This window comes from Hydrogenophaga sp. FW305-3-2-15-A-LB1 (genome assembly GCF_058787875.1).
In genome coordinates this window covers 1-20,891 of sequence record NZ_JBYTAE010000077.1, presented here as the reverse complement: position 1 = coordinate 20,891, position 20,891 = coordinate 1, and the positions used below count along the sequence as shown (strand labels likewise).

The window sequence follows — 20,891 nt, the reverse complement described above, 5'->3', positions numbered from 1 at the left end:
GCCAGCCACCCCACGGCGGCTGGCCTTTTTTTCAGGAAGACGACCCCATGCAAGACCCCTCCAGCGACCAGCCCTTCGTCGATTTCGACCAGGTCTGGCTGGCCTACAACGAAGACCTGCTGGCCCAGAACGTCTTCGCGGTGGAAGACATCAACCTCAAGGTCAAACGCGGCGAGTTCATCGCCATCGTCGGCCCCTCGGGTTGTGGCAAGTCCACCTTCATGAAGCTCACCACCGGGTTGAAGATGCCCAGCATGGGCAAGATCCGCATCGACGGCCAACCCGTCACCGGCCCGCTGAAGATCTCGGGCATGGCCTTCCAGGCGCCCTCGCTGCTGCCCTGGCGCACCACGCTGGACAACGTGCTGCTGCCGCTCGAAATCGTCGAGCCCTACCGCAGCCAGTTCAAGGACCGGCGCAAGGAATACGAGGAACGCGCGAAGAAGCTGCTGGCCAGCGTGGGCCTGGGCGGCATGGAGAAGAAGTTTCCCTGGGAGCTCTCGGGCGGCATGCAGCAGCGCGCCAGCATCTGCCGCGCGCTGATCCACGAGCCCAAGATGCTGCTGCTCGACGAGCCCTTCGGCGCGCTCGACGCCTTCACCCGCGAGGAACTCTGGTGCACGCTGCGCGACCTGTGGGAGGCGCAGCGTTTCAACGTGATCCTGGTCACGCACGACCTGCGCGAATCGGTCTTCCTGGCCGACACGGTGTACTGCATGAGCCGCAGCCCGGGCCGCTTCGTGGTGCAGCGTGAGATCCCGATCCCGCGCACGCGCGACCTGGAGGTGACCTACACCAAGGAGTTCTCCGACATCGTGCTCGAGCTGCGCGGCCACATTGGCGCCATGCGCAAGGCCGGCACCGTCATCAACCAATAAGGAAGCGGGAGTCAAAGAACATGCAACAAAAACACCTGGAACGATGGTCGCCGTTCCTGCTGCTGCTGGCCATCGTCATCCTCTGGGAAATCATCACCCGGGGTTTCGGCGTCTCGGAATTCATCTTTCCGAGCCCTTCACGCATCTGGGAGCAGACGCTGGAGCACAAGGTCACCATCCTGGGCCACGCCTGGCGCACCTACTGGGTGACCATGGCCGGGTTCGGCATCGCCATCGTGGTCGGTGTGCTGCTGGGCTTCCTCATCGGCAGCTCGCGCCTGGCGTATGCGGCGGTCTATCCGCTGATGACGGCGTTCAACGCCCTGCCCAAGGCGGCCTTCGTGCCGATCCTGGTGGTGTGGTTCGGCATCGGCGTGGGCCCGGCGATTCTCACGGCCTTCCTGATCTCGTTCTTCCCCATCATGGTGAACATCGCCACCGGCCTGGCCACGCTGGAGCCTGAGCTGGAGGACGTGTTGCGCGTGCTGGGCGCCAAGCGCTGGGACGTGTTGACCAAGGTGGGCCTGCCGCGCTCGATGCCGTATTTCTTCGGTTCGCTGAAGGTGGCGATCACGCTGGCCTTCGTGGGCACGACGGTGTCGGAGATGACGGCGTCGAACGAGGGCATTGGTTATCTGCTGATCTCGGCGGGTTCGTCGATGCAGATGGGTCTGGCCTTCAGCGGTCTGCTGGTGGTGGGCGTGATGGCGATGGCCATGTACGAGCTGTTCAGTTTCATCGAGAAGCACACCACGGGTTGGGCGCACCGCGGCTCGCAGAGCGCATGAGTCCGGAACAGGTGGCGAAGCACCTGCGCCGCGCCAACGGGGTGGCACGGCGTGCGGCGGGCATGGGCCGGCATCCGTTCGGGGCCTTGCTGGTGGCGCCGGATGGGGAGACGGTGTTGGCCGAGCAGGGCAACATCGACACGGTGAACCACGCGGAGTCGACGCTGGCCCGCGTGGCGGCCGACAACTATCCCGGCGAGTACCTGGCGCGCTGCACGCTGGTGACGACGTTCGAGCCTTGTGCCATGTGCACGGGCACGCTGTATTGGGCCAACATCGGGCGCGTGGTCTATGGCGCGAGCGAGGAGGCCTTGTTGGCGTTGACGGGCAGCCACGAGGAGAACCCCACTCTGTCGCTGCCCTGCCGGGAGGTTCTTGCGCGGGGGCAGAAGGTCATCGAGGTCATCGGGCCTGTGCCCTCGCTGGAGGCCGAGATGCTGGAGCCCCATCTGGGGTTCTGGGCGTCTCGCTGAGTTTTTCTCCGGCCGACGGCGGCCATCGGCGAGAGGGGAATGGCTCCGCGGATGTCCCCCGGGTCGGCTGCGCCGCCCTCCTCCTTTACTCCGCTGCGCCATTCCCCCCTCGCCGATGGCCTAAGGGCGTTCGGTCTGTTTTCGCGCCAACGTCACGTCGGCCTCGTGAGCGGGCGGCGTTCTGCGCAGCGGGGTAAAGGAGGAGGCGGCACCAGCCGCCGCGGGACACCCGCGGAGCAGAGCGCCGCCCGCTCACGAGGCCCGCGAGGCAGCAGCGAGAAAGACTACCGATGCACCTCCACCTCCCCAGCAGAGGAAAGCAGGGCCATCAACCGCCGGCGAATCAGAATCCCGGGCCGATCGGAGTCCATTGAAAACTCCACCCCACGCCGCCGCAGATCCACCACCGCGTCCGGGTCGGTGGACTCGAGAATGTCCTTGTCCTCCCGCGTGATCTCATCGTCGAAGTCGATCAGCATCTGCGCCGGACAATCCGCCTCCGTGTCGTTGCGAAACAGCCATTGGCACAACTGCATGCGCCCATCGTCGATCGGCGTGAACGCATTGATGATCACGTGGCGCACCCCACTCGGGTACTCGATGTCCAGCCGCCGCGAAAACGGCTGGTAGTAGGCGTTGCGCATGTGCCGCTGCGTGATCGCCTCCTTCACCCCGCTGATGCGCTGGAATTTCTCCGGGTTCACCGCGTCGATCACCGTCTCGGCATAAAACCCGGCCTCGTTCTCCACCAGCTCGTACTTGCTCGGCGCCGGCGACGCCGCCACACCGAAAGTCGCGCGGTGCACGAAACTGAAGTGCGAGTTGTCGAACGAATTCTCCAGCGCGCGCACCGGGCTCGTGTGCCAGGTCTCGTAGAACTGGAAGATCGTGCGCCAGCCCTCCGCCTCGAACTCCGGAATCGCGGGAATCTCCGCCACCGGATCCTCCAGCGCCACCCACGCATAGCCATGGCGCGCCGTGCAGTGGTAGGCCGTCGTGCCGTAGTCCTTGGGAATCTCGCGCTCCGGCGGGTACTGCGGAATGTTGATCACGCGGCCGTGCCGGTTGTAGACCCAGCCGTGGTAACCGCACTGGAGGTTGCCGTTCTTGCACCAGCCCTTGCTCAGCTTCGCGGTGCGGTGGCAGCAACGGTCCTTGAGCGCGGCCGGCTCGCCGTGTTCGTCGAGAAACAGAACGATGTGTTCGCCCAGCAGGGTAAAGGGCTTGGGGCCGTCGGCCAGCATCGACAGCGGCATGACGGCGTGCCAGTAACGGCGGAAGACGGGTTGTTGGGTGACCAGCATGGTGAAGGCGCTCCTGAAAGAAATGGCTTGAGGGTGGGGTCTCAAGAGCAATTTCCCGCCCCGCATCGCAACGCATTGCACGGGGTTGAACGCTTCTACTCTGGCCCTGCATGCTAGCAAAAGGCAGGCCACATCGGGTTGGCATGCCTCGTGCATACCCGCACCTCGCAGAGTAGAAGCGTTCAGCAGATGGTGCCCCCACACCGCCCGCCCGGAAATTGCTCTTGTACGTCTCCCGTGGCCACTCACATGGCCTGCGGGAGTGGAACAAGCCCACCGTCCGGAGCCTTGCCATGCAACGCCGTCACTTCCTCGCTTCCTCTTCCGCCGCCGCCGTCTCGGCCCTCGCCGCCCCCACCGTCTGGGGCCAGGCCTCACCCAAGCTCACGCCCGTCAAGTTCACGCTGGACTTCCGCATCACCGGCCAGACCTCGCCCTTCTTCCTCGCCCAGAGCAAGGGCTACTACAGGGACGAAGGCCTGGACGTGAGCATCGACGTGGGCTCCGGCTCGGTCGCCTCCATCACGCGCATCGCCAGTGGCGTCTACCAGATGGGCCTGGGCGACATCAGCTCGCTGATCGAGTTCCAGGCGACCCAGAGCGGCACGCCTTTGGTGCAGGCCGTGTACCAGTACTACAACCGCGCACCGTTCGCGATCATTGGCCGCAAGGACCGGGGCATCACCACCGACTTCCGCAGCCTCGAAGGCAAGAAGATCGCGGCCGCCGCCGTCGAGTCCACGCGCCGCGCCTGGCCCATGGTGGCGCGCAGGCTGCGCGTGAAGAACGACCTCTTCCAGTGGTCCACCACCGACTTCGCCTCGCGCGACAACGTCGTCGTGCGCGGCGACGTGGACGGCGCCACCTACTTCCACGACTCCGCCGTCTCGCTGTTCGCGCGCATGAAGCTCGACGAACTCTCCATCCTCGAATACACCAGCGCCGGCGTGAACCTGTACGGCAACGCCATCCTCGCGAGCAACGCCATGATCACGCAGAACCCCGCCGCCGTGGCCGGCTTCCTGCGCGCCACCAACCGCGCCATCCAGGAGAGCATGGCCGATCCGGTCGCCGCGATCGCCGCCACCAAGCTGCGCGAGCCCATCCTCAACGAAGCCGTCGAACTCGAGCGCTGGCGCATCACGCAGCGCTACATCGCCGCGGCCGACACGCGCAGCCACGGCCTGGGCGATGTCTTCAAGCGCACGCTGGAACAACAGGTGGACGAGGTCGTCGACGTGTTCGGCCTCAAGGCCCGCCCGAGCGTGGAAGGCGTGTTCAACCGCGCCATGCTGCCGGCCGCCGGCGACCGGGTGCTCAAGGCATGACGACGGCCACCCTGAACGAGCGCGACGGCGCCTACCTGCGCCAGGCCATCGGCTGGGCGCGCGTGGCGCGCGAGCGGGGCAACCGCCCTTTCGGCGCGGTGGTGATCGCCGACGACGGCCGCGTGCTCGCCGAGGCCTGGTGCAACACCGGCGAGACCGGCGACTGCACCGGCCACGCCGAGACCAACGCGGTGCGCCAGCTCAGCCCGGTGGTGGACCGCGAGACGCTCTCGCGCGCCACGCTCTATTCCTCGGCGGAACCCTGCGTGATGTGCGCGGGCGCGATCTTCTGGAGCAACATCGGGCGCGTGGTGTTCGGCATCGACGCGGTGAGCCTGCGCGTGTTCCGCGGCGAGCGCGCCGAGCAGCGCGATGCCGAGCTGTCGTGCCGCGATGTGTTCGCGGCCTCGCCGCACCGCATCGAGTGCATCGGCCCCGCGCTGCTGGACGAGGCGAGCGAGCCGCACCAGGGCTTCTGGAAAACCTGAGCGCACCGGAGCGCCCCGTAAACTCCCCGCATGCCCTGGCACGCCCAACTCGACCTGAACTACCGCCGCGACGACGCCCAGCGCACCGTGCTGCAGCACGCCCACACCGGGCCGCTGCGCATCCTCAAGAGCCTGTACCCCGAAGGCGAGGGCATCTGCCACAACGTGGTGGTGCACCCGCCCGGCGGGCTGGTGGGCGGCGACGTGCTGGACCTGCGCGTGCGCGCGGGCGCCCAGGCGCACGGCCTGCTCTCCACGCCAGGTGCCACGCGCTTCTACCGCTCGGACGGCCCGGCCGCCACGCAGCAGGTCACGCTCGCGCTGGAGGCCGGCGCGCGGCTCGAATGGCTGCCGCTCGAAGCCATCGCCTACCCGGGCTGCCTGGCGCACAACACCCTGCGCGCCACACTCGCCGAAGGCGCCGAGCTGATCGGCTGGGACGTGTGCGCCCTCGGCCTGCCCACCGCCGGCCAGCCCTTCGATCGCGGCCACCTCACCCAGCACCTGGAGATCCCGGGCCTGTGGCTGGAGCGTTCGCACATCGACGCGGCCGACACCCGCCTGCTCGAATCGCCCCTGGGCCTGGCCGGCCAGCGCTGCCTGGGCACGCTGTGGCTGGCCTGCGGCAGCCCGCTCGCGCGCGAGCGGCGCGAGCACCTGCTGGAGACCGTGCGCGCGCACCTGGACGGTGACCTCCAGGGCGTGCAGGCCGGCGCCACCTGCCCCAATCCGCAGATGCTGGTGCTGCGCGCGGTGGCGCCGCTGGTGGAGCCCTTGATGGCGCTGTTCCAGCGCGTCTGGGGCGGGCTGCGCACCGAGGCCTGGGGCCTGTCGGCGGTGCCGCCGCGCATCTGGCGCGTCTGACCCGCCCCAGGCTGGGGCGGCGACCGTTCGTCTGCTGCCCGAAAAGCACCGGAATCGCCACCCTCTTCTCCCCCTCATGGTGCGTGGCGCTGGGCAGAATCCTGACATTGCCCCTTTTGCGTCCGCTCATGCCTTCCGCACCCAACCAGCTCCACGACGCCCATGCGCTCGTGATCGAGGGCAACCTGCAATCGCGCTCCATCCTCGTCGCCCAGCTGCGCGACCTGGGCGTGGGCACGGTCGTGCAGTGCTCGCGCCTGACCGACGGGCGCCGCAAGCTCGAGATGGCGAGCTTCGACGTGGTCATCTGCGAACAGCGTTTCGAGCGCGAGTCCGGCTCCGGCCAGGACCTGCTGGACGACCTGCGGCGCAACCAGCTGCTGCCCTTTCACACCGTGTTCGTGATGCTCACGGCCGAGGCCTCCTACGCCAGCGTGGCCGAGGCCGCCGAGTCGGCGCTGGACGCCTACCTGCTCAAACCCCACACCGCCTCGCGCCTGGCCCACCGCATCGTGCAGGCGCGTGTGCGCAAGCAGTCGCTGCAGGACATCTTCAGCGCCATCGACGCGCAGGACTTCGAGCGCGCCGCCAACCTGTGCCAGACCCGGTTCGAAGCGCGCCAGTCCTACTGGCTGTACGCCGCGCGCATCGGCGCCGAGCTCATGCTGCGCGGCGGCCGCGTGGACGAGGCCCAGACCCTGTATCAGGCCGTGATCGAGGCCAAGACCCTGCCCTGGGCCCGCCTGGGCGTGGCGCGGGCCCAACTGGAAAACGGCCAGCCGGCCAAGGCCGTGACCACGCTGGAGAGCCTGATCCGCGACGACGACGCCTACGCGGACGCCTACGACGTGATGGGCCGCGCCCAGTTCGAGCTGGGCAACTTCCAGAGCGCGCTCACCACCTACGAGATGGCAACGCGCCTCACGCCCTCGTCCATCAGCCGCCTGCTCAAGCACGGCATGCTGGCCTACTACACCGGCGAGCGCAGCGAAGGCGTGGAGCTGCTCGACCGCGCCACGCGCCTGGGCCTGGACTCCAAGATGTATGACGCGCAGGCCCTGTTGCTGCTGGCCTTCGCCCGGCTCGACAACAACGACGCGCGCGGCCTGCAGCGCACGGTGGACCAGCTCACCCGGCTGCGCGACCGCAGCCACGCGCCCGCGCGGCCACACCGCCTGCTGGCCATGGCCGAGAGCCTGCTCGCGCTGCAGCAGCAGAACACCACGCGCGCCGTCGACGACGTGCGCCGCCTGACCGACAGCGTGCTCACGCCCGACTTCGATTTCGAATCCGCCTGCAACCTGCTCGCCCTGATGGGCCGGCTCGCGATGCGCTCCCTGCCCATGCAGGACGCCGAAGGCGCGGTGGACCGGCTCGCGCTGCGTTTCGGCACCAGCCGCGCCATGACCGAGCTGCTGGCCTGCGCGGCCGGCAGCGATGCGGGGCATGCCGAGCGCATCCGCGCCGCCCACGGCCAGGTGCTGCGCATCTCGCAGGACGCCATGGCCCTGAGCCTCAAGGGCGACCCGCAGGGCACGGTGCAACAGCTGCTCGAAGCCGGTGAACGCACCGGCAACGCCAAGCTGATCGAGTCCGCGCACCAGGTGCTGCAGCGCCACAGCGAGCGCATGGACAGCTACCCGGCGCTGCAGGAACGCGTGGAGGCGCTGCGCGCGCTCTACCGCACCACCGCGCCCATCACCCGCCTGGGCGAGCACACCAGCAGCGGCCAGACCCCGCCGGGCGGTGTCTCGCTGTCGGCCGGCTACAAGCCGCCCAGCCCCGAAAGCCTGACCGGCACCACCGCCCAGCCCGCCGCCTGAGCGCGCCTCAGAGCTCGCAGAACAGGCGCACCACCTGTTCGCGGAACCAGCGGTTGTCCGGGTCGCTCTCGAAGCGGTGGCTCCAGTGCAATGAGACGGTGAAGTTGCAGTCCACGAACGGCGGCTGCACCATCACGCAACCACCCGAGGCGACAAAGCCGCGCGCGATGTTGCCCGGCATCACCACGCAGAGGTCGGTCGCGCTCACGATCGAGGGCAGCACCATGAAGTGCTCGGTGGTCAGGCGCAGGCGGTCCTGCAGGCCGGTCTGCTCCAGGATGCGCAGCGTGTCGCCGTGCGAACGCACACCCACGAACTCCAGCTTCTGCAAGGCCTTGAGCTGCGCCGCCCCCTTCAGGCGCTTCAAGGGTGCATGCATGGGATGGCCGGCGCGCATCAGCACCACATAGCGGTCGCGCAGCAGCTCGGTGCGCTGCGTGTCCTTCACCAGCGGCAGGAAACCGAAGGCGAAATCGATCACCCCGGTGTCCAGCGCATCGGCCAGCTGCGCGTGGGCCACCGGGCGGCTGGCCACGCGCACACCGGGCGCGAGCTGTTGCAGGCTGACCATGAGCTCGGGCAGGAAGCGGTTCTCGCCGATGTCGCTCATGTGCAGGCGGAACAGCCGGCGCGAACGCTGCGGGTCGAAGCCGGTGGACTCGTTGATCGCCTGCTCGACGATGGCCAGCGCGTTCTGCACCGCGCCCGCCAGGCGCTCGGCGCGCGGCGTCGGTTTCACGCCGCCGGGCGTGCGCACGAAGAGCGCGTCCTCCAGCAGCAGCCGCAGGCGGCCCAGTCCGTGGCTCGCGGCCGGCTGGGTCAGGCCCACCTGCTCGGCGGCGCGGCTCACGCTGCCGGCGCGGTAGATCGCCGCGAACAGGCGCAGCAGGTTCAGGTCGATGTCATTGATATGCATGGCATTGATATTCGATATCCCCTTGATCTTATTGCCGAATATGTCACAGACCGTGAAACTCCGCGACTCAACAACAAAACCCACCGGAGACAAGATGAACAAGAGGACCACCCTGACCTGGCTGGCCGCGGCCGCCGGCCTGTGCGCCCTGGCCGCCCTGCCCGCCCACGCGGCAGACCCCACCGAGATCCGCATCGGTTACGCCATTTCCAAGACCGGTCCCTACGCGGGCGGCGCCAGCACCACCGTGCTGCCGAACTACCAGCTGTGGCAGCAGGACCTGGAAAAGTCGGGTGGCATGCTCATCAACGGCAAGCGCGTGCCGGTCAAGTTCGTCGAGTACGACGACCGCAGCAGCTCCGAAGAAGGCGTGCGCGCCGTCGAGCGCCTGGTCAACCAGGACAAGGTCGACTTCATCCTGCCGCCCTGGGGCACGGCGATGAACCTCGCGGTCGCGCCCATCCTGGACCGCCACGGCTACCCGCACCTGACCACCACCATGATCACGGACCGCATTCCGCAGCTGCGCGAACGCTGGCCCAACACCTTCTTCTTCACGCTCACCTCCACCGACTACGCCAACGGCGTCATCGACCTGCTCACGCGGCTGCGCAGCGAGGGCAAGATCAAGGGCGACGTGGCCATCGTCAACGTGGCCGACCAGTTCGGCGTGGAATTGTCCAAGGCGGCGCGCGACGGCCTGAAGAAGGGCAACTTCAACGTCGTCTACGACCAGAGCTACCCGCTGGGCTCGCAGGACCTGCAGTCCATCCTGAACGAAGTCAAGCGCCGCGACCCCGAGGTCTTCCTGGCCTTCAGCTACCCGCCCGACACGCTGGCGCTGACCGACCAGGCGCGCGCCGTGGGCTTCAACCCCAAGCTGTTCTACACCGCCATCGGCACCGTGTTCCCGGTCTTCAAGGACCGCTTCGGCGCCAACGCCGAAGGCGTGCTGGGCCTGGGCGGCGTGAGCCCCGAACTGCCGGTGACCAAGGCCTACCGCGCCCGCCACCTGGAAGTCTTCAAGAAGGAAGCCGACTACAACGGCAGCGCGGTGACCTACGCCACGCTGCAGGTGCTGCAGCAGGCGATCGAGCGCGCCAACAGCATCGAGCGCAAGGCCGTCTCGGCCGAAATCGGCAAAGGCGGCTTCAACACCGTGATCGGCCCGGTCACGCTGAAGAACCGCATCTGGAGCGAGGCCTCCTCGGTCGGCCAGTGGCAGAACGGCCAGTTCCAGCCGGTCTCGCCCGCCAATGCCATCGGCGTCAAGCCGGTCGCGCTGCCCAAGCCGGCCTGGAAACAGTAACGCGTCACACCGCCCGCACGGCACCGCCCGAACCACGCGCAGACGTGGCGGGCGGCTCGCCTTTTTTTCTTTCTCCCACGGTAACGCTCCATGGCATTGATCGACGCCCTGCTCAACGGGCTCACACTGGGCGGCGTGTACGCCCTGATCGCGATGGGCCTCACGCTGCAATACGGGGTGGCTCGTATCATGAACCTGGCCTACGGCCAGATGCTGATCGCCGCCGCCTTCGCCGCCTACGCCCTCTTCACCACCTTCGCGCTGAGCCCGCTGCTGGGCCTGCTGCTGATCGCGCCGGCCGCCTTCGCCCTGAACTGGCTGCTCTACCAGCTGCTGCTCACGCCGCTGGTGCGGCGCGCCAAGACCAGCGAAGCGCTGGAGGTGGACAGCATCCTGGCCACCTTCGGCCTGCTGTTCGTCATCGAAGGCATCGTGCTGGTGATCTTCGGCGGCAACTACTACAACTACGACTACCTGGGCCAGGTGATCACGCTGCTGGGCTCGCCGCTCAAGGCCAACCGGCTGCTGGCCCTGGGCTTCGCGGTGGTGATCGGCGTCGGCCTCTACCTCGTGCTGCACCACACACGCCGGGGCACGGCCCTGCGCGCGGTCGCGGTCTCGCCCACCTCGGCGCAGCTGGTCGCGATCGACGTGCGCAAGGCCGCCGCCTTCGCGTTCGCGCTGGGGGGTGGCCTGGTGGCCGCCAGCGGCACGCTGGTCAGCATGTTCTTCACCATCAACGCGTCCATGGGCGTGGTCTTCACCATGAAAGCCCTCATCGTCGTGATCATGGGCGGCGTGGGCAACCTCATGGGCTGCCTGGTGGCGGGCCTGCTGCTGGGCCTGACCGAAAGCCTGGTGGCCACCTTCGTGGCGCCCGGCCTCACGCTCGCGGTCACCTTCGGCCTGTTCCTGCTGGTCCTCATCATCCGCCCCACGGGCATGTTCGGAAAGGCCGGGGCATGAAGCGCGGCGACATCGTGTTCGTCACGCTCGGCGTGGCGGGGCTGGCGGCCTGCGCGCTGCTGCCCTTCTTTGGCAGCGGTTACGCCATGTCGATGGCGATCAACCTGCTGATCTTCACCGTGCTGGCCACGGCCTGGGCCCTGTTCTCGGGGCCCACGGGTTATGTCTCGCTGGCCACGGTGGCCTTCTTCGGCCTGGGCGTGTACGTGGCCGCGGTGTTCGGCGAGGCCTGGCCCTGGCCGGCGGTGCTGGCCACGGCCGCGCTCGCCGCGCTGGCGGTGGCGCTGCTGGTGGGCCTGGCCACGCTGCGGCTGCGCGGCGTGTACTTCGTGATCTTCACCTTCGGCCTGGCCGAGCTGATCCGCCAGGTCGTGACCTGGTACGAGGCCAACCACTCGGGCTCGGTCGGGCGCTACCTGTTCCTGGACATCGAGCAGAAGCACATCGTCTGGCAGCTCACCGCGCTGGCCGCGCTGGTCTACGTCGCGGGCTGGCTGGTGAAGCGCTCGCGCGTGGGCCTGGCGCTGCGCATGATCGGCGACGACGAGATGGTCGCGCGCCACTGCGGCGTGCACACCACCTTCGCCAAGCTGCTGGTGTTCGGCATCAGCGCCATGTTCATGGCCCTGGCCGGCGCCATCGTGGCGCCGCGCTGGACCTACATCGACCCGACGATCGCCTTCAACCCGGTGGTCTCGTTCCAGGTGCTGATCATGGCCCTGCTCGGTGGCGCCGCGCGCCTGCACGGCCCGGTGCTCGGCGTGATCCCGCTGGTGCTGCTGTTCGAGTTCCTCTCGGCCAACTTCCCGAACTACTTCAGCATCCTGCTGGGCTGCACCTTCCTCGTCATCGTGTACCTCGCGCCGCGCGGCATCGTGGGCCTGATGGACCGTCTGCAGGGAGGCAAGGCATGAGCACCCCCCTGTTGCAGGTGAACGGCCTGGTCAAGCGCTTCGGCGGCCTGGTCGCGGTCAATGGCGTGGACTTCTCGGTGGCCCAGGGCGAGATCGTCGGCCTGCTCGGGCCCAACGGCTCGGGCAAGACCACGGTGATCAACCTGATCTCGGGCGCGCTGCCGCCCACGGCGGGCTCGGTGACCCTGCACGGCCAGGAACTGACGGGATTGCCGGCCTTCCGCGTGGCGCGCGCCGGCGTGGCCCGCACCTTCCAGCTGGTGCGCGTGCTGGGCTCGATGGACTGCGTGGAGAACGTGCAGGCCGGCCTGGCCTTCGGCACGCAGAACCTGCCGCAGCGCGCCTCGCGCGCGCAGGCCCTGAAGCTGCTGGAGCGCGTGGGCATGGCGGACTTCGCCCACACCACCGCCAGCGAACTCACCTACATCAACCAGAAGCGGCTGGAGCTGGCGCGCGCGCTCGCGCTGCAACCGCGCCTGCTGCTGCTGGACGAATGGCTGTCCGGGCTGAACCCGTCCGAGCTGGTGGACGGCATCGCCCTGTTGCGCTCGCTGCGCGAGGAAGGCATCACCATGCTGATGGTCGAACACGTGATGGAGGCGATCCGCGCGCTGTGCGACCGCTGCGTGATCATGAACGCGGGCAGCCGCATCGCCGACGGCCCGCCGGCCGCCGCGCTGGCCGAACCGGCCGTGGTGCGCGCCTACCTGGGAGACGACGATGCTTGAAGTCAGCCAGGTCAGCGCGAGCTACGGCCACCACGTGGCGCTGCAGGGGGTGGACCTGCGCATCGGCGCGGGCGAGGTGGTGGTGATGCTGGGTGCCAACGGCGCCGGCAAGTCCACCCTGCTCAAGTGCATCGCGCGCCTCATCCCCTCCCTGCCGGGCAGCCGCATCGCGCTCGACGGCCAGGACCTGCTCACGCTGCCCGCCCACGCCGTGGTGGAAGCCGGCATCGCTCTGGTGCCCGAGGGCCGCGGCATCTTCGGCGAGCTGAGCGTGCGCGAAAACCTGCAGCTTGGCGCCCACGCGAAGCGCGCGCGCGCCGGCGAGAAGGAGCAGCTGCAGCGCGTGCTGTCCATCTTCCCCAAACTGGAACAGCGCATGGGCCAGATGGCGCAGACCATGAGCGGTGGTGAACAGCAGATGGTGGCCATCGGCCGCGCGCTGATGTCGCAGCCGCGCGTGCTGCTGCTCGACGAGCCCTCGCTCGGGCTCTCGCCCATCATGACGGGCGAGCTGTTCCGCGCGCTGGCGCAGATCCGCACCCTGGGCGTGAGCGTGCTGCTGGTGGAGCAGAACGCGCGCCGCAGCCTGCGCATCGCCGACCGGGGCTACCTGCTGGAGAACGGCCGCATCGTCGGCCAGGGTTCGGCGCAGGACCTCGCGCAGGACCCGGCCGTGCAGCGCGCCTACCTGGGTGGCGCGGCCGCTGGAGCCACCGCATGAGCGCCACACCGCACCTGCGCTCGCGCCCCGAGACCGTGGTCTGGGGCTTTCTCGCGCCCGACGTGCCGCCGGTGCTGCGCATCGCCTCGGGCACCACGGTGGACATCGACACCGTCAACGCGCTGTGCGTGCCGCCCGACGCGCCCGAGGCCTTCTTCGAGCGCCACCGACTCGAGCTCACCGACGCCGCTCGGGACATCTGCGACATCGTGAAGACTGTGCCCAAGGGCGTGGGCCCGCACGTGCTCACCGGCCCCATTCACATCGAAGGCGCCGAACCGGGCGACGTGCTGGAGGTGCGCATCCACGAAGTCGAGCCGCGCGCACCGCACTACGGCGTCAACTTCACGCGGCCCGGCGCTGGCAGCCTGCCCGACCTGTTGCCCGAACCACGCACCCAGGTGCTGCCGATCGACCCGGCGCGCCGCACCGCCCGCTTCCGAGAAGGCCTGGACATCCCGCTGCGGCCCTTCATGGGCATCCTGGCGGTGGCGCCCACCTCGCGCGTGTCGTCGATCCCGCCCGGGCGCTTCGGCGGCAACATCGACCTCAAGCACCTGGTGCCCGGCGCGCGCCTGTACCTGCCGGTGCAGGTGCCGGGCGCGCTCTTCTTCACCGGCGACGGCCACGGCGCGCAGGGCAACGGCGAGGTCAACCTGACCGCGCTGGAAACCTCCATGACGACCCGGCTGGAGTTCGTGCTGCACCCCCGCCGCGCGCTCGCCTGGCCCATGGCCGAGACGCCCAGCCACTACATCGTGATGGGCCTCAACGAAGACCTCGACACCGCCGCCGCCGACGCGGTGCGGCGCGCGGTCGAGGTGCTGCAGGCCTTCGCGGGCGTGGACACGGGTGAGGCCTACGCGCTGGCCAGCCTGGTGGTGGACTTCGAGGTCACCCAGCTCGTGGACGGTGTCAAGGGCATCCACGGCTGCATCCCCAAATCGCTGGTCGCCCCCACGGCCGAGGCCTGGTGGGGACCCATGCCATGACAACCCCCGAACCCCGGACAGAAAGGACCCCCGTGTCGGACTTCGAAGGACAACATTGCGTGCTCACCGGCGGTGCCGGCAGCATCGGCCTGGCCGCCGCCCGCCAGCTGCTCGCGCGCGGCGCCTCGGTGCACCTGGTGGACCGCGACCCCGCCTTGCTCGAGGCCGCGCGCCAGGCGCTCGCGGCCGAAGGCCACGGCGAACGCGTGGGCACCAGCGCCGCCGACGTGAGCGACAGCCGCCAGACGCAGGACTACCTGGCGCGGGCCGTGGCGCGCGCGGGCGCCATCGACTTCCTGTTCTGCAACGCCGGCCTCAACGGCGAGATCGTGCCCATCACCGCCTACCCCGAGGACGTGTTCGACACCGTGATGGCGGTGAACGTGCGCGGCACCTTCCTGGCGCTCAAGCACGGCCTGCCGCTGATGCGCGATGGCGGCAGCGTGCTGATCACCTCCAGCGTGATGGGCGTCACCGCCGACCCCGGCGTGAGCGCCTACGCCACCTCCAAGCACGCGCTGATCGGCCTGATGCGCGTGGCCGCCAAGGAAGTGGCGCCGCGCGGCATCCGCGTCAACGCCATCGCGCCCGGCCCCACGACCAACGGCTTCCAGAACGACATCGAGCGCCGCCTGAGCGACGTGGTGGGGCGCGACGCCACGCAGATGCTCAACGAGGCCATCCCGCTGCACCGCCACGCCCAGCCCGAGGAAATCGCGCGCATGGTGGTGTTCCTGGCCTCGGCTGGCAGCAGTTTCTCCACCGGCGGCGTGTTCATGGCCGACGGCGGCATGCACATCTGACCCCATGCAAAACGAAAGGACCCCACACCATGCCCGAACTCGCCACCCATGAATTCTGGAAAGACCTCAAGCCGATCGAGAAGGTCTTCCAGCCCGACGCCCTGCCCGAGGTCTACATCCCCAACGCACCGACCGAGGACGAGCGCCTCTACGTGCCCTTCACCGAGACCGTGTCCTCGCGCCCGCTGTGGATCTCGCCGAGCCAGAACAAGTGGTGCGACATCCTGATGGCCAGGAAGGCCGGCTTGGTCAACCGCCACTACCACCCGCATCAGGTTTTCGCCTATACGATTTCCGGCAAATGGGGTTATCTTGAGCACGAATGGACCGCGACCGCGGGCGACTTCGTCTACGAGACCCCGGGCGAGGGCCACACGCTGGTGGCCTACGAGCACAAAGACCCGATGAAGGTGTTCTTCATCGTCGAAGGCCCGCTGATCTGGCTGGACGATCAGGGCGAGTCGAACGGCTACTTCGACGTGCACCAGTACATCGCCCTGTGCCGCGCCCATTACGAGAAGGTCGGCATCGGTGCCGCCTTCGTCGACACCCTGTTCCGCTGACCCTGGAGAGCCCGCACCGTGGAAGTTTCATTCAGCCAGGAAATCGAATCGCTGCGCCTGGGGGACGGCCAGACCTTCCACGGCGAAGGCATCCTCGCCATCACCAAGGCACTGCTGCAGTCGGGCGTGGCCTACGTGGGCGGCTACCAGGGCGCGCCGGTCTCGCACCTGCTCGACGTGATGGTGCAGGCCAGGCCCTACATGGACGAGCTCGGCGTGCACGTGGAAGCCTGCTCCAACGAGGCCTCGGCCGCCGCCATGCTGGGCGCGTCCATCCACTACCCGCTGCGCGGCGCGGTCACCTGGAAGTCCATCGTGGGCACCAACGTGGCGGCCGACGCGCTCTCCAACCTGGCCTCGCCCGGCGTCACCGGCGGCGTGCTGGTGGTGGTGGGCGAGGACTACGGCGAAGGCGCCAGCGTGATCCAGGAGCGCACGCACGCCTACGCGCTCAAGTCGAGCATGGTGCTGCTGGACCCGCGGCCCGACCTGGAGCGCATGGTGCACATGGTCGAGCAGGGTTTCCGCCTATCCGAGGCCTCGAACATGCCGGCGCTGATGGAGCTGCGCATCCGCGCCTGCCACGTGCGCGGCAGCTTCACGGCCAAGGACAACGTCAAGCCCGCGCTCTCGCGCCACAACCTGATCGAGGAGCCGGCGAGCTTCGACTACAACCGCCTGGCCCACCCGCCCGTGACCTTCCGCCACGAGAAGCTCAAGAGCGACGAGCGCATTCCGGCCGCGCGGCGCTACATCGTCGAGCACGGTCTGAACGAGCACTTCGACGGCGCGCACCAGGACCTGGGCCTGATCGTGCAGGGCGGCCTGTACAACACCCTGATCCGCGCGCTGCAGCAGTTCGGCCTGGCCGATGCCTTCGGGCGCAGCGCCATCCCCATGCTGGTGCTCAACGTCACCTGCCCGCTGGTGCCGCAGCAGCTCACCGACTTCTGCGTCGGCAAGCGCGCGGTGCTGATGCTGGAAGAGGGCCAGCCCGAGTACATCGAACAGGAGCTCGCCACCCTGCTGCGGCGCGGCGACATCCAGACGCCACTGCACGGCAAGGACATGCTGCCCAACGCGGGCGAGTACACCGCCGAGGTGATGGCCAACGGCCTGGCGCACTTCATCGGGCGCTACCTGCAGGACCCGGCCACCCAGGCCGTGACCGACGCCGCGCGCGCCTGGCTGCAGGGCAACCAGACGCGCCGCCAGGAAGCCGCGCAGCAGCTGCAGGCGCCGCTGCCCGCGCGCCCGCCCGGCATGTGCGTGGGCTGCCCCGAGCGGCCGGTGTTCTCGGCCCTCAAGCTCGCGCAGCAGGACGTGGGGCCGGTGCACATCGCAGGCGACATCGGCTGCCACGCGCTGGCCACCTTCGAGCCCTTCTCGTTCGGCCACTCCATCCTGGGCTACGGCATGAGCCTGGCCAGCCGCGCCGGCGTGTCGCCGGTGATGAAGCGGCGCGTGCTCTCCGTCATGGGCGACGGCGGCTTCTGGCACAACGGCCTGCTCACCGGCGTGCAGTCGGCCCTGTTCAACGGCGACGACGCGGTGCTGCTGATCTTCAAGAACGGCTACACCTCGGCCACCGGCACGCAGGACATCATCTCGACCCCCGGCGACGAGGCCAAGGAAGCCGCCGCCGACAAGCTGCAAAGCCTGGCCCACACCAACCAGACCATCGAGACCACGCTCAAGGGCCTGGGCGTGCAATGGATGCGCACCGTGCACACCTACGAGGTGGACACGGTGCGCGCCACGCTCACCGAGGCCTTCACCACCGAGTTCCAGGGCCTGAAGGTGATCGTGGCCGAGGGCGAATGCCAGCTGGAGCGCCAGCGCCGCATCAAGCCCTGGATCGCCAGCCTGCTCAAGAAGGGCCGGCGCGTGGTGCGCGTGAAGTACGGCGTGGACGAGGACGTGTGCAACGGCGACCACGCCTGCATCCGCCTCTCGGGCTGCCCCACGCTCACGCTCAAGGACAACCCCGACCCGCTCAAGGTGGACCCGGTGGCCACCGTCATTGACGGTTGCGTGGGCTGCGGCCTGTGCGGCGCCAACGCGCACGCGGCCACGCTGTGCCCGTCCTTCTACCGCGCCGAGGTGATCCAGAACCCGCGCTGGCACGAGCGCCTGATCCATTCCCTGCGCGGCAGCGTCGTGCGTCTGCTCCAACCGGCCTGAACATGCCTACGTCCCAACAACCCATCTCCCTGCTGCTCTGCGCCCTCGGTGGCGAGGGCGGCGGCATCCTCACCGACTGGCTGGTGGACACCGCGCGCCACGCGGGCTACCCGGCGCAGGCCACCTCCATCCCCGGCGTGGCGCAGCGCACCGGCGCCACCACCTACTACCTGGAGGTCTTCCCGGTGCCCACGGCCGACCTGGGCGGGCGCCGGCCGGTGTTCGGCCTCAACCCCCTGCCCGGCCGGCTCGACGCGCTGGTGTCCTCCGAGCTGCTCGAAACCGGCCGCCAGATCACCAACGGCCTGGCCTCCAGCACGCACACGCTGGTGATCAGCTCGTCCGCGCGCGCCCTGACCACGGGCGAGAAGATGGTGATGGGCGACGGCCGGCGCGACAACGCCGAACTGCTGGCCCTGGTGAACAAGCACAGCCTCGCGCGCCACGTGCTCGACATGGCCGCGCTCACCAAACAGGCCGGCACCGTGGTCAGCGCGGTGATGCTGGGCGCGATCGCGGGCAGCGGCCTGCTGCCCTTCGCGCGGCGCGACTACGAGGCGGTGATCGCCGAGAGCGGCGGCGGCGCCAAGGCCAGCCTGCGCGGCTTCGCGCTCGCCTTCGACGCGGTGAACGCGCAGCGCACCCAGGCCGCCTACGTGGAACAGGTGCTGGCGACCGAAGGCGCCGCCGCGCCCGCGCCGCCGCAGGCCGCCCTGCCCGAGGCGCTGCGCCGCGAATTCCCGCTGGAGGCGCACGGCATCATGGCCCTGGGCCATGCGCGCGTCTGCGAGTACCAGAACGCGGCCTACGGCGAGCGTTATGCCCAGCGCCTGCGCCGCGTGCTGGCCGCCGAGACGCTCGGCGACCCGAAGAACCTGCACGGCCACCGCACCACGGTGGAGATGGCGCGCTGGGTCGCGCTGTGGATGGCGTTCGACGACATCGTGCTGGTGGCCGACCTCAAGAGCCGCGCGAGCCGCCAGGCGCGCGTGCGCGGCGAGGCCAAGGTCGGCCAGGACGACCTGCTGCGCGTGTACGACCACTTCAAGCCCGGCGCGCCCGAGTTCGCCGCGATGCTGCCCGAGGGCCTGGCGCAGCGCGTGCTGGCCTGGGACCGCCGGCGCGTGGCCGCCGGCCAGGCGCCCTGGGCGCTGCCGCTGAAGATCGGCACGCACTCGGTGCTGGGCATGCTCGCGCTGCGCGGGCTGGCCGCGTGCAAGCGCCTGCGCCCGCTGGGCAGCCGCTTCCACACCGAGCAGGCGCTGATCGACCGCTGGGTGGATGCGGTGGTGCAGCTTGCCGCCATGCACGCCCCGCTCGCGCACGAGGTGGCGCTGTGCGGCCGCCTCATCAAGGGCTACGGCAGCACCAACGAGCGCGGCAAGGACAACCTGCTGCACATCATCGACCACCTCGCCCTGCCCGCGCTGGCCGACCCGGCCAGCGCCACCCAGCGTGCCCAGGCCGTGGCCGCCGCGCGCAACGCCGCGCTGAGCGACGAGGCCGGCAAGGCGCTGGACCAGGCGCTGCGGCAACACGGCGCGCCCGCGCGCCCCGTCAAGGCACAGCCGATCCGCTGGCAGCACAATCCCCGGCTCAAGGCCAAACCGGCCTCGACGCCCTGACTTTCCGTTTTTCACAACAAAGGAGACCCGCATGAAGCACCACCCCACCCCCCTGTCTTCGCTGCCCTGGCGCCGCGCGGCCGCCACCGCCCTGCTCACCCTGGGCACGGTGACGGGCGCGCTCGCGCAGGCCTTCCCGGACAAGCCGCTCAAGGTCATCGTGGGTTTCCCGCCCGGTGGCGCGGCCGATCAGATCGCGCGCCTGGTGTCCACGCCGCTGGCCACCGCGCTGGGCCAGCCGGTGATCGTGGAGAACCGGGCCGGTGCCAACGGCAACATCGCGGGCGAGGCGGTGGCGAAATCGCCCGCCGACGGCTACACCCTGCTGCTGAGCTCGGGCGGCATGGTCTCGGTCAACCCGCATCTCTCGCGCATGAGCTTCGACCCGGTGAAAGACCTCACCCCGGTGGCTTCCGCGGCGCGCGTGCTGGTCTACCTGATGGCGCGGCCCACGCTGGAGGTGAAGAACGTGCAGGAACTGGTGGCCATGGCCAAGGCCAACCCCGGCCGCATGAGCTACGGCTCGGCCGGCAACGGCAGCTCGCCCCACCTCGCGGGCGAGATGCTCAAGGCCCAGACCGGCATGTTCACCGTGCACGTGCCCTACCGGGGCGCCGCGCCCGCGCTCAACGACCTGATGGGCGGGCAGATCGACTACTACTTCGACCCCGGCATCGGCCTGGCCCACGCCAAGGCCGGGCGCACCAAGCTGCTCGCCGTGGGCAGCCTCAAGCGCTCACCGCTGTTCCCCGACGTGCCCACGCTGGACGAAGCCGGCCTCAAGGGCTTCGACGCCGACACCGTGTTCGGCTTCTACGCCCCGGCCGGCACGCCGCCGGCCGTGATCACGCGCATCAACACCGAGGTCAACAAGATCCTGGCCACCGCCAGCGTGAAGGAACGCATCACCGCGCTGGGTGGCGAAGCCCTGCCACTCACGCCCGCCGAATTCGGCAAGCGCGGCATGGACGACTCGCAGCGCTTCGGCGCGATCATTCGCGACCGCAAGATCACGGCCGACTGAACGCGCGGCTGGCCTTCATCACGCCATGTAGACGGCGATGAAGGCCAGCATGAAGATCTGCAGCACGCCCATGGCGGGCAGCATGAGGGGCATGTAGTGCACCACGGAGTCGAAGATGTCCTCGGCCTCCTCGTCGGTGTAGACCCTCAATTCCGGGTCCGAGTAGTCCTTCGGATGCTCGGCCAGGGCCTGGTCGGGGG

General features: G+C 69.2%; 21 protein-coding genes. 18 read left to right on the top strand and 3 right to left on the bottom strand.

Annotated features, from left to right (window positions below):
* Nucleotides 1-47 precede the first annotated feature (47 nt).
* The 3 genes from AC3WPZ_RS21495 to AC3WPZ_RS21485 are packed head-to-tail and all read left to right on the top strand — an operon-like array spanning nt 48 to nt 2,139.
* Complete coding sequence (locus AC3WPZ_RS21495; protein WP_382155806.1) at nt 48-878, top strand: ABC transporter ATP-binding protein; 831 nt, start codon at nt 48-50, stop codon at nt 876-878.
* Nucleotides 879-898: 20 nt separating this feature from the next.
* Nucleotides 899-1,666: an ABC transporter permease gene (locus AC3WPZ_RS21490; protein WP_291120841.1), complete on the top strand. Its 768-nt coding sequence runs from the start codon at nt 899-901 to the stop codon at nt 1,664-1,666.
* Nucleotides 1,663-2,139 (top strand): nucleoside deaminase, encoded by a 477-nt coding sequence (locus tag AC3WPZ_RS21485; RefSeq protein WP_382321258.1) that lies wholly within the window; start codon nt 1,663-1,665, stop codon nt 2,137-2,139. The genes AC3WPZ_RS21490 and AC3WPZ_RS21485 overlap by 4 nt, the downstream gene beginning before the upstream one ends.
* Nucleotides 2,140-2,423: 284 nt before the next feature.
* On the opposite strand, the gene AC3WPZ_RS21480 is transcribed toward AC3WPZ_RS21485, so the two are convergent.
* The gene (locus tag AC3WPZ_RS21480; RefSeq protein ID WP_382321260.1) at nt 2,424-3,443 is read right to left on the bottom strand and encodes an aromatic ring-hydroxylating dioxygenase subunit alpha; all 1,020 of its coding nucleotides are present in this window, start codon (nt 3,441-3,443) and stop codon (nt 2,424-2,426) included.
* A gap of 293 nt (nt 3,444-3,736) precedes the next feature.
* Here AC3WPZ_RS21480 and AC3WPZ_RS21475 point away from each other — a divergent pair, with 293 nt between their 5' ends.
* The 4 genes from AC3WPZ_RS21475 to AC3WPZ_RS21460 all read left to right on the top strand — a co-directional run bounded on the left by AC3WPZ_RS21475 (nt 3,737) and on the right by AC3WPZ_RS21460 (nt 7,946).
* Nucleotides 3,737-4,771: an ABC transporter substrate-binding protein gene (locus AC3WPZ_RS21475; protein WP_382321262.1), complete on the top strand. Its 1,035-nt coding sequence runs from the start codon at nt 3,737-3,739 to the stop codon at nt 4,769-4,771.
* On the top strand, nt 4,768-5,259 hold the full coding sequence (locus tag AC3WPZ_RS21470) for a nucleoside deaminase (RefSeq protein WP_444687199.1): 492 nt from the start codon (nt 4,768-4,770) through the stop codon (nt 5,257-5,259). The genes AC3WPZ_RS21475 and AC3WPZ_RS21470 overlap by 4 nt, the downstream gene beginning before the upstream one ends.
* Before the next feature lie 30 nt (nt 5,260-5,289).
* Nucleotides 5,290-6,123: an urease accessory protein UreD gene (locus tag AC3WPZ_RS21465; protein ID WP_382321267.1), complete on the top strand. Its 834-nt coding sequence runs from the start codon at nt 5,290-5,292 to the stop codon at nt 6,121-6,123.
* Nucleotides 6,124-6,251: 128 nt separating this feature from the next.
* Nucleotides 6,252-7,946, top strand: a complete 1,695-nt coding sequence (locus tag AC3WPZ_RS21460; RefSeq protein WP_444687200.1) for a tetratricopeptide repeat protein — start codon at nt 6,252-6,254, stop codon at nt 7,944-7,946.
* Between the two features lie 7 nt (nt 7,947-7,953).
* Here AC3WPZ_RS21460 and AC3WPZ_RS21455 read toward each other — a convergent pair whose 3' ends face one another.
* Nucleotides 7,954-8,862, bottom strand: coding sequence for a LysR family transcriptional regulator (locus AC3WPZ_RS21455; protein ID WP_382155780.1), 909 nt, complete (start codon nt 8,860-8,862; stop codon nt 7,954-7,956).
* A gap of 94 nt (nt 8,863-8,956) precedes the next feature.
* Here AC3WPZ_RS21455 and AC3WPZ_RS21450 point away from each other — a divergent pair, with 94 nt between their 5' ends.
* The 11 genes from AC3WPZ_RS21450 to AC3WPZ_RS21400 all read left to right on the top strand — a co-directional run bounded on the left by AC3WPZ_RS21450 (nt 8,957) and on the right by AC3WPZ_RS21400 (nt 20,691).
* A complete protein-coding gene (locus AC3WPZ_RS21450; protein WP_382155778.1) occupies nt 8,957-10,171 on the top strand; it encodes an amino acid ABC transporter substrate-binding protein in 1,215 nt (404 codons plus the stop codon).
* A 90-nt stretch (nt 10,172-10,261) separates the two neighbouring features.
* Complete coding sequence (locus AC3WPZ_RS21445; protein WP_492435735.1) at nt 10,262-11,137, top strand: branched-chain amino acid ABC transporter permease; 876 nt, start codon at nt 10,262-10,264, stop codon at nt 11,135-11,137.
* Entirely contained in the window at nt 11,134-12,051 is a 918-nt protein-coding gene (locus AC3WPZ_RS21440) for a branched-chain amino acid ABC transporter permease (RefSeq protein ID WP_444687202.1), read from the top strand. Before AC3WPZ_RS21445 ends, AC3WPZ_RS21440 begins: the two co-directional genes overlap by 4 nt.
* The gene (locus AC3WPZ_RS21435) at nt 12,048-12,779 is read left to right on the top strand and encodes an ABC transporter ATP-binding protein (RefSeq protein WP_382321276.1); all 732 of its coding nucleotides are present in this window, start codon (nt 12,048-12,050) and stop codon (nt 12,777-12,779) included. The genes AC3WPZ_RS21440 and AC3WPZ_RS21435 overlap by 4 nt, the downstream gene beginning before the upstream one ends.
* On the top strand, nt 12,772-13,500 hold the full coding sequence (locus AC3WPZ_RS21430; protein ID WP_492441478.1) for an ABC transporter ATP-binding protein: 729 nt from the start codon (nt 12,772-12,774) through the stop codon (nt 13,498-13,500). Before AC3WPZ_RS21435 ends, AC3WPZ_RS21430 begins: the two co-directional genes overlap by 8 nt.
* A complete protein-coding gene (locus AC3WPZ_RS21425; RefSeq protein WP_492441477.1) occupies nt 13,497-14,492 on the top strand; it encodes an acetamidase/formamidase family protein in 996 nt (331 codons plus the stop codon). The genes AC3WPZ_RS21430 and AC3WPZ_RS21425 overlap by 4 nt, the downstream gene beginning before the upstream one ends.
* A 32-nt stretch (nt 14,493-14,524) precedes the next feature.
* The gene (locus tag AC3WPZ_RS21420; protein WP_492441475.1) at nt 14,525-15,295 is read left to right on the top strand and encodes an SDR family NAD(P)-dependent oxidoreductase; all 771 of its coding nucleotides are present in this window, start codon (nt 14,525-14,527) and stop codon (nt 15,293-15,295) included.
* A 29-nt stretch (nt 15,296-15,324) separates the two neighbouring features.
* Nucleotides 15,325-15,858, top strand: a complete 534-nt coding sequence (locus AC3WPZ_RS21415) for a 2,4'-dihydroxyacetophenone dioxygenase family protein (RefSeq protein ID WP_382155761.1) — start codon at nt 15,325-15,327, stop codon at nt 15,856-15,858.
* A gap of 18 nt (nt 15,859-15,876) precedes the next feature.
* A complete protein-coding gene (locus tag AC3WPZ_RS21410; protein ID WP_492441474.1) occupies nt 15,877-18,042 on the top strand; it encodes a thiamine pyrophosphate-dependent enzyme in 2,166 nt (721 codons plus the stop codon).
* 2 nt (nt 18,043-18,044) lie between these two features.
* On the top strand, nt 18,045-19,667 hold the full coding sequence (locus AC3WPZ_RS21405; RefSeq protein WP_492441472.1) for an indolepyruvate oxidoreductase subunit beta family protein: 1,623 nt from the start codon (nt 18,045-18,047) through the stop codon (nt 19,665-19,667).
* Nucleotides 19,668-19,698: 31 nt separating this feature from the next.
* Nucleotides 19,699-20,691, top strand: a complete 993-nt coding sequence (locus tag AC3WPZ_RS21400; RefSeq protein ID WP_492441470.1) for a Bug family tripartite tricarboxylate transporter substrate binding protein — start codon at nt 19,699-19,701, stop codon at nt 20,689-20,691.
* A gap of 18 nt (nt 20,692-20,709) precedes the next feature.
* On the opposite strand, the gene AC3WPZ_RS21395 is transcribed toward AC3WPZ_RS21400, so the two are convergent.
* Nucleotides 20,710-20,891 (bottom strand): hypothetical protein (locus AC3WPZ_RS21395; RefSeq protein ID WP_492441468.1); only part of this gene is annotated, 182 nt, incomplete at its 5' end.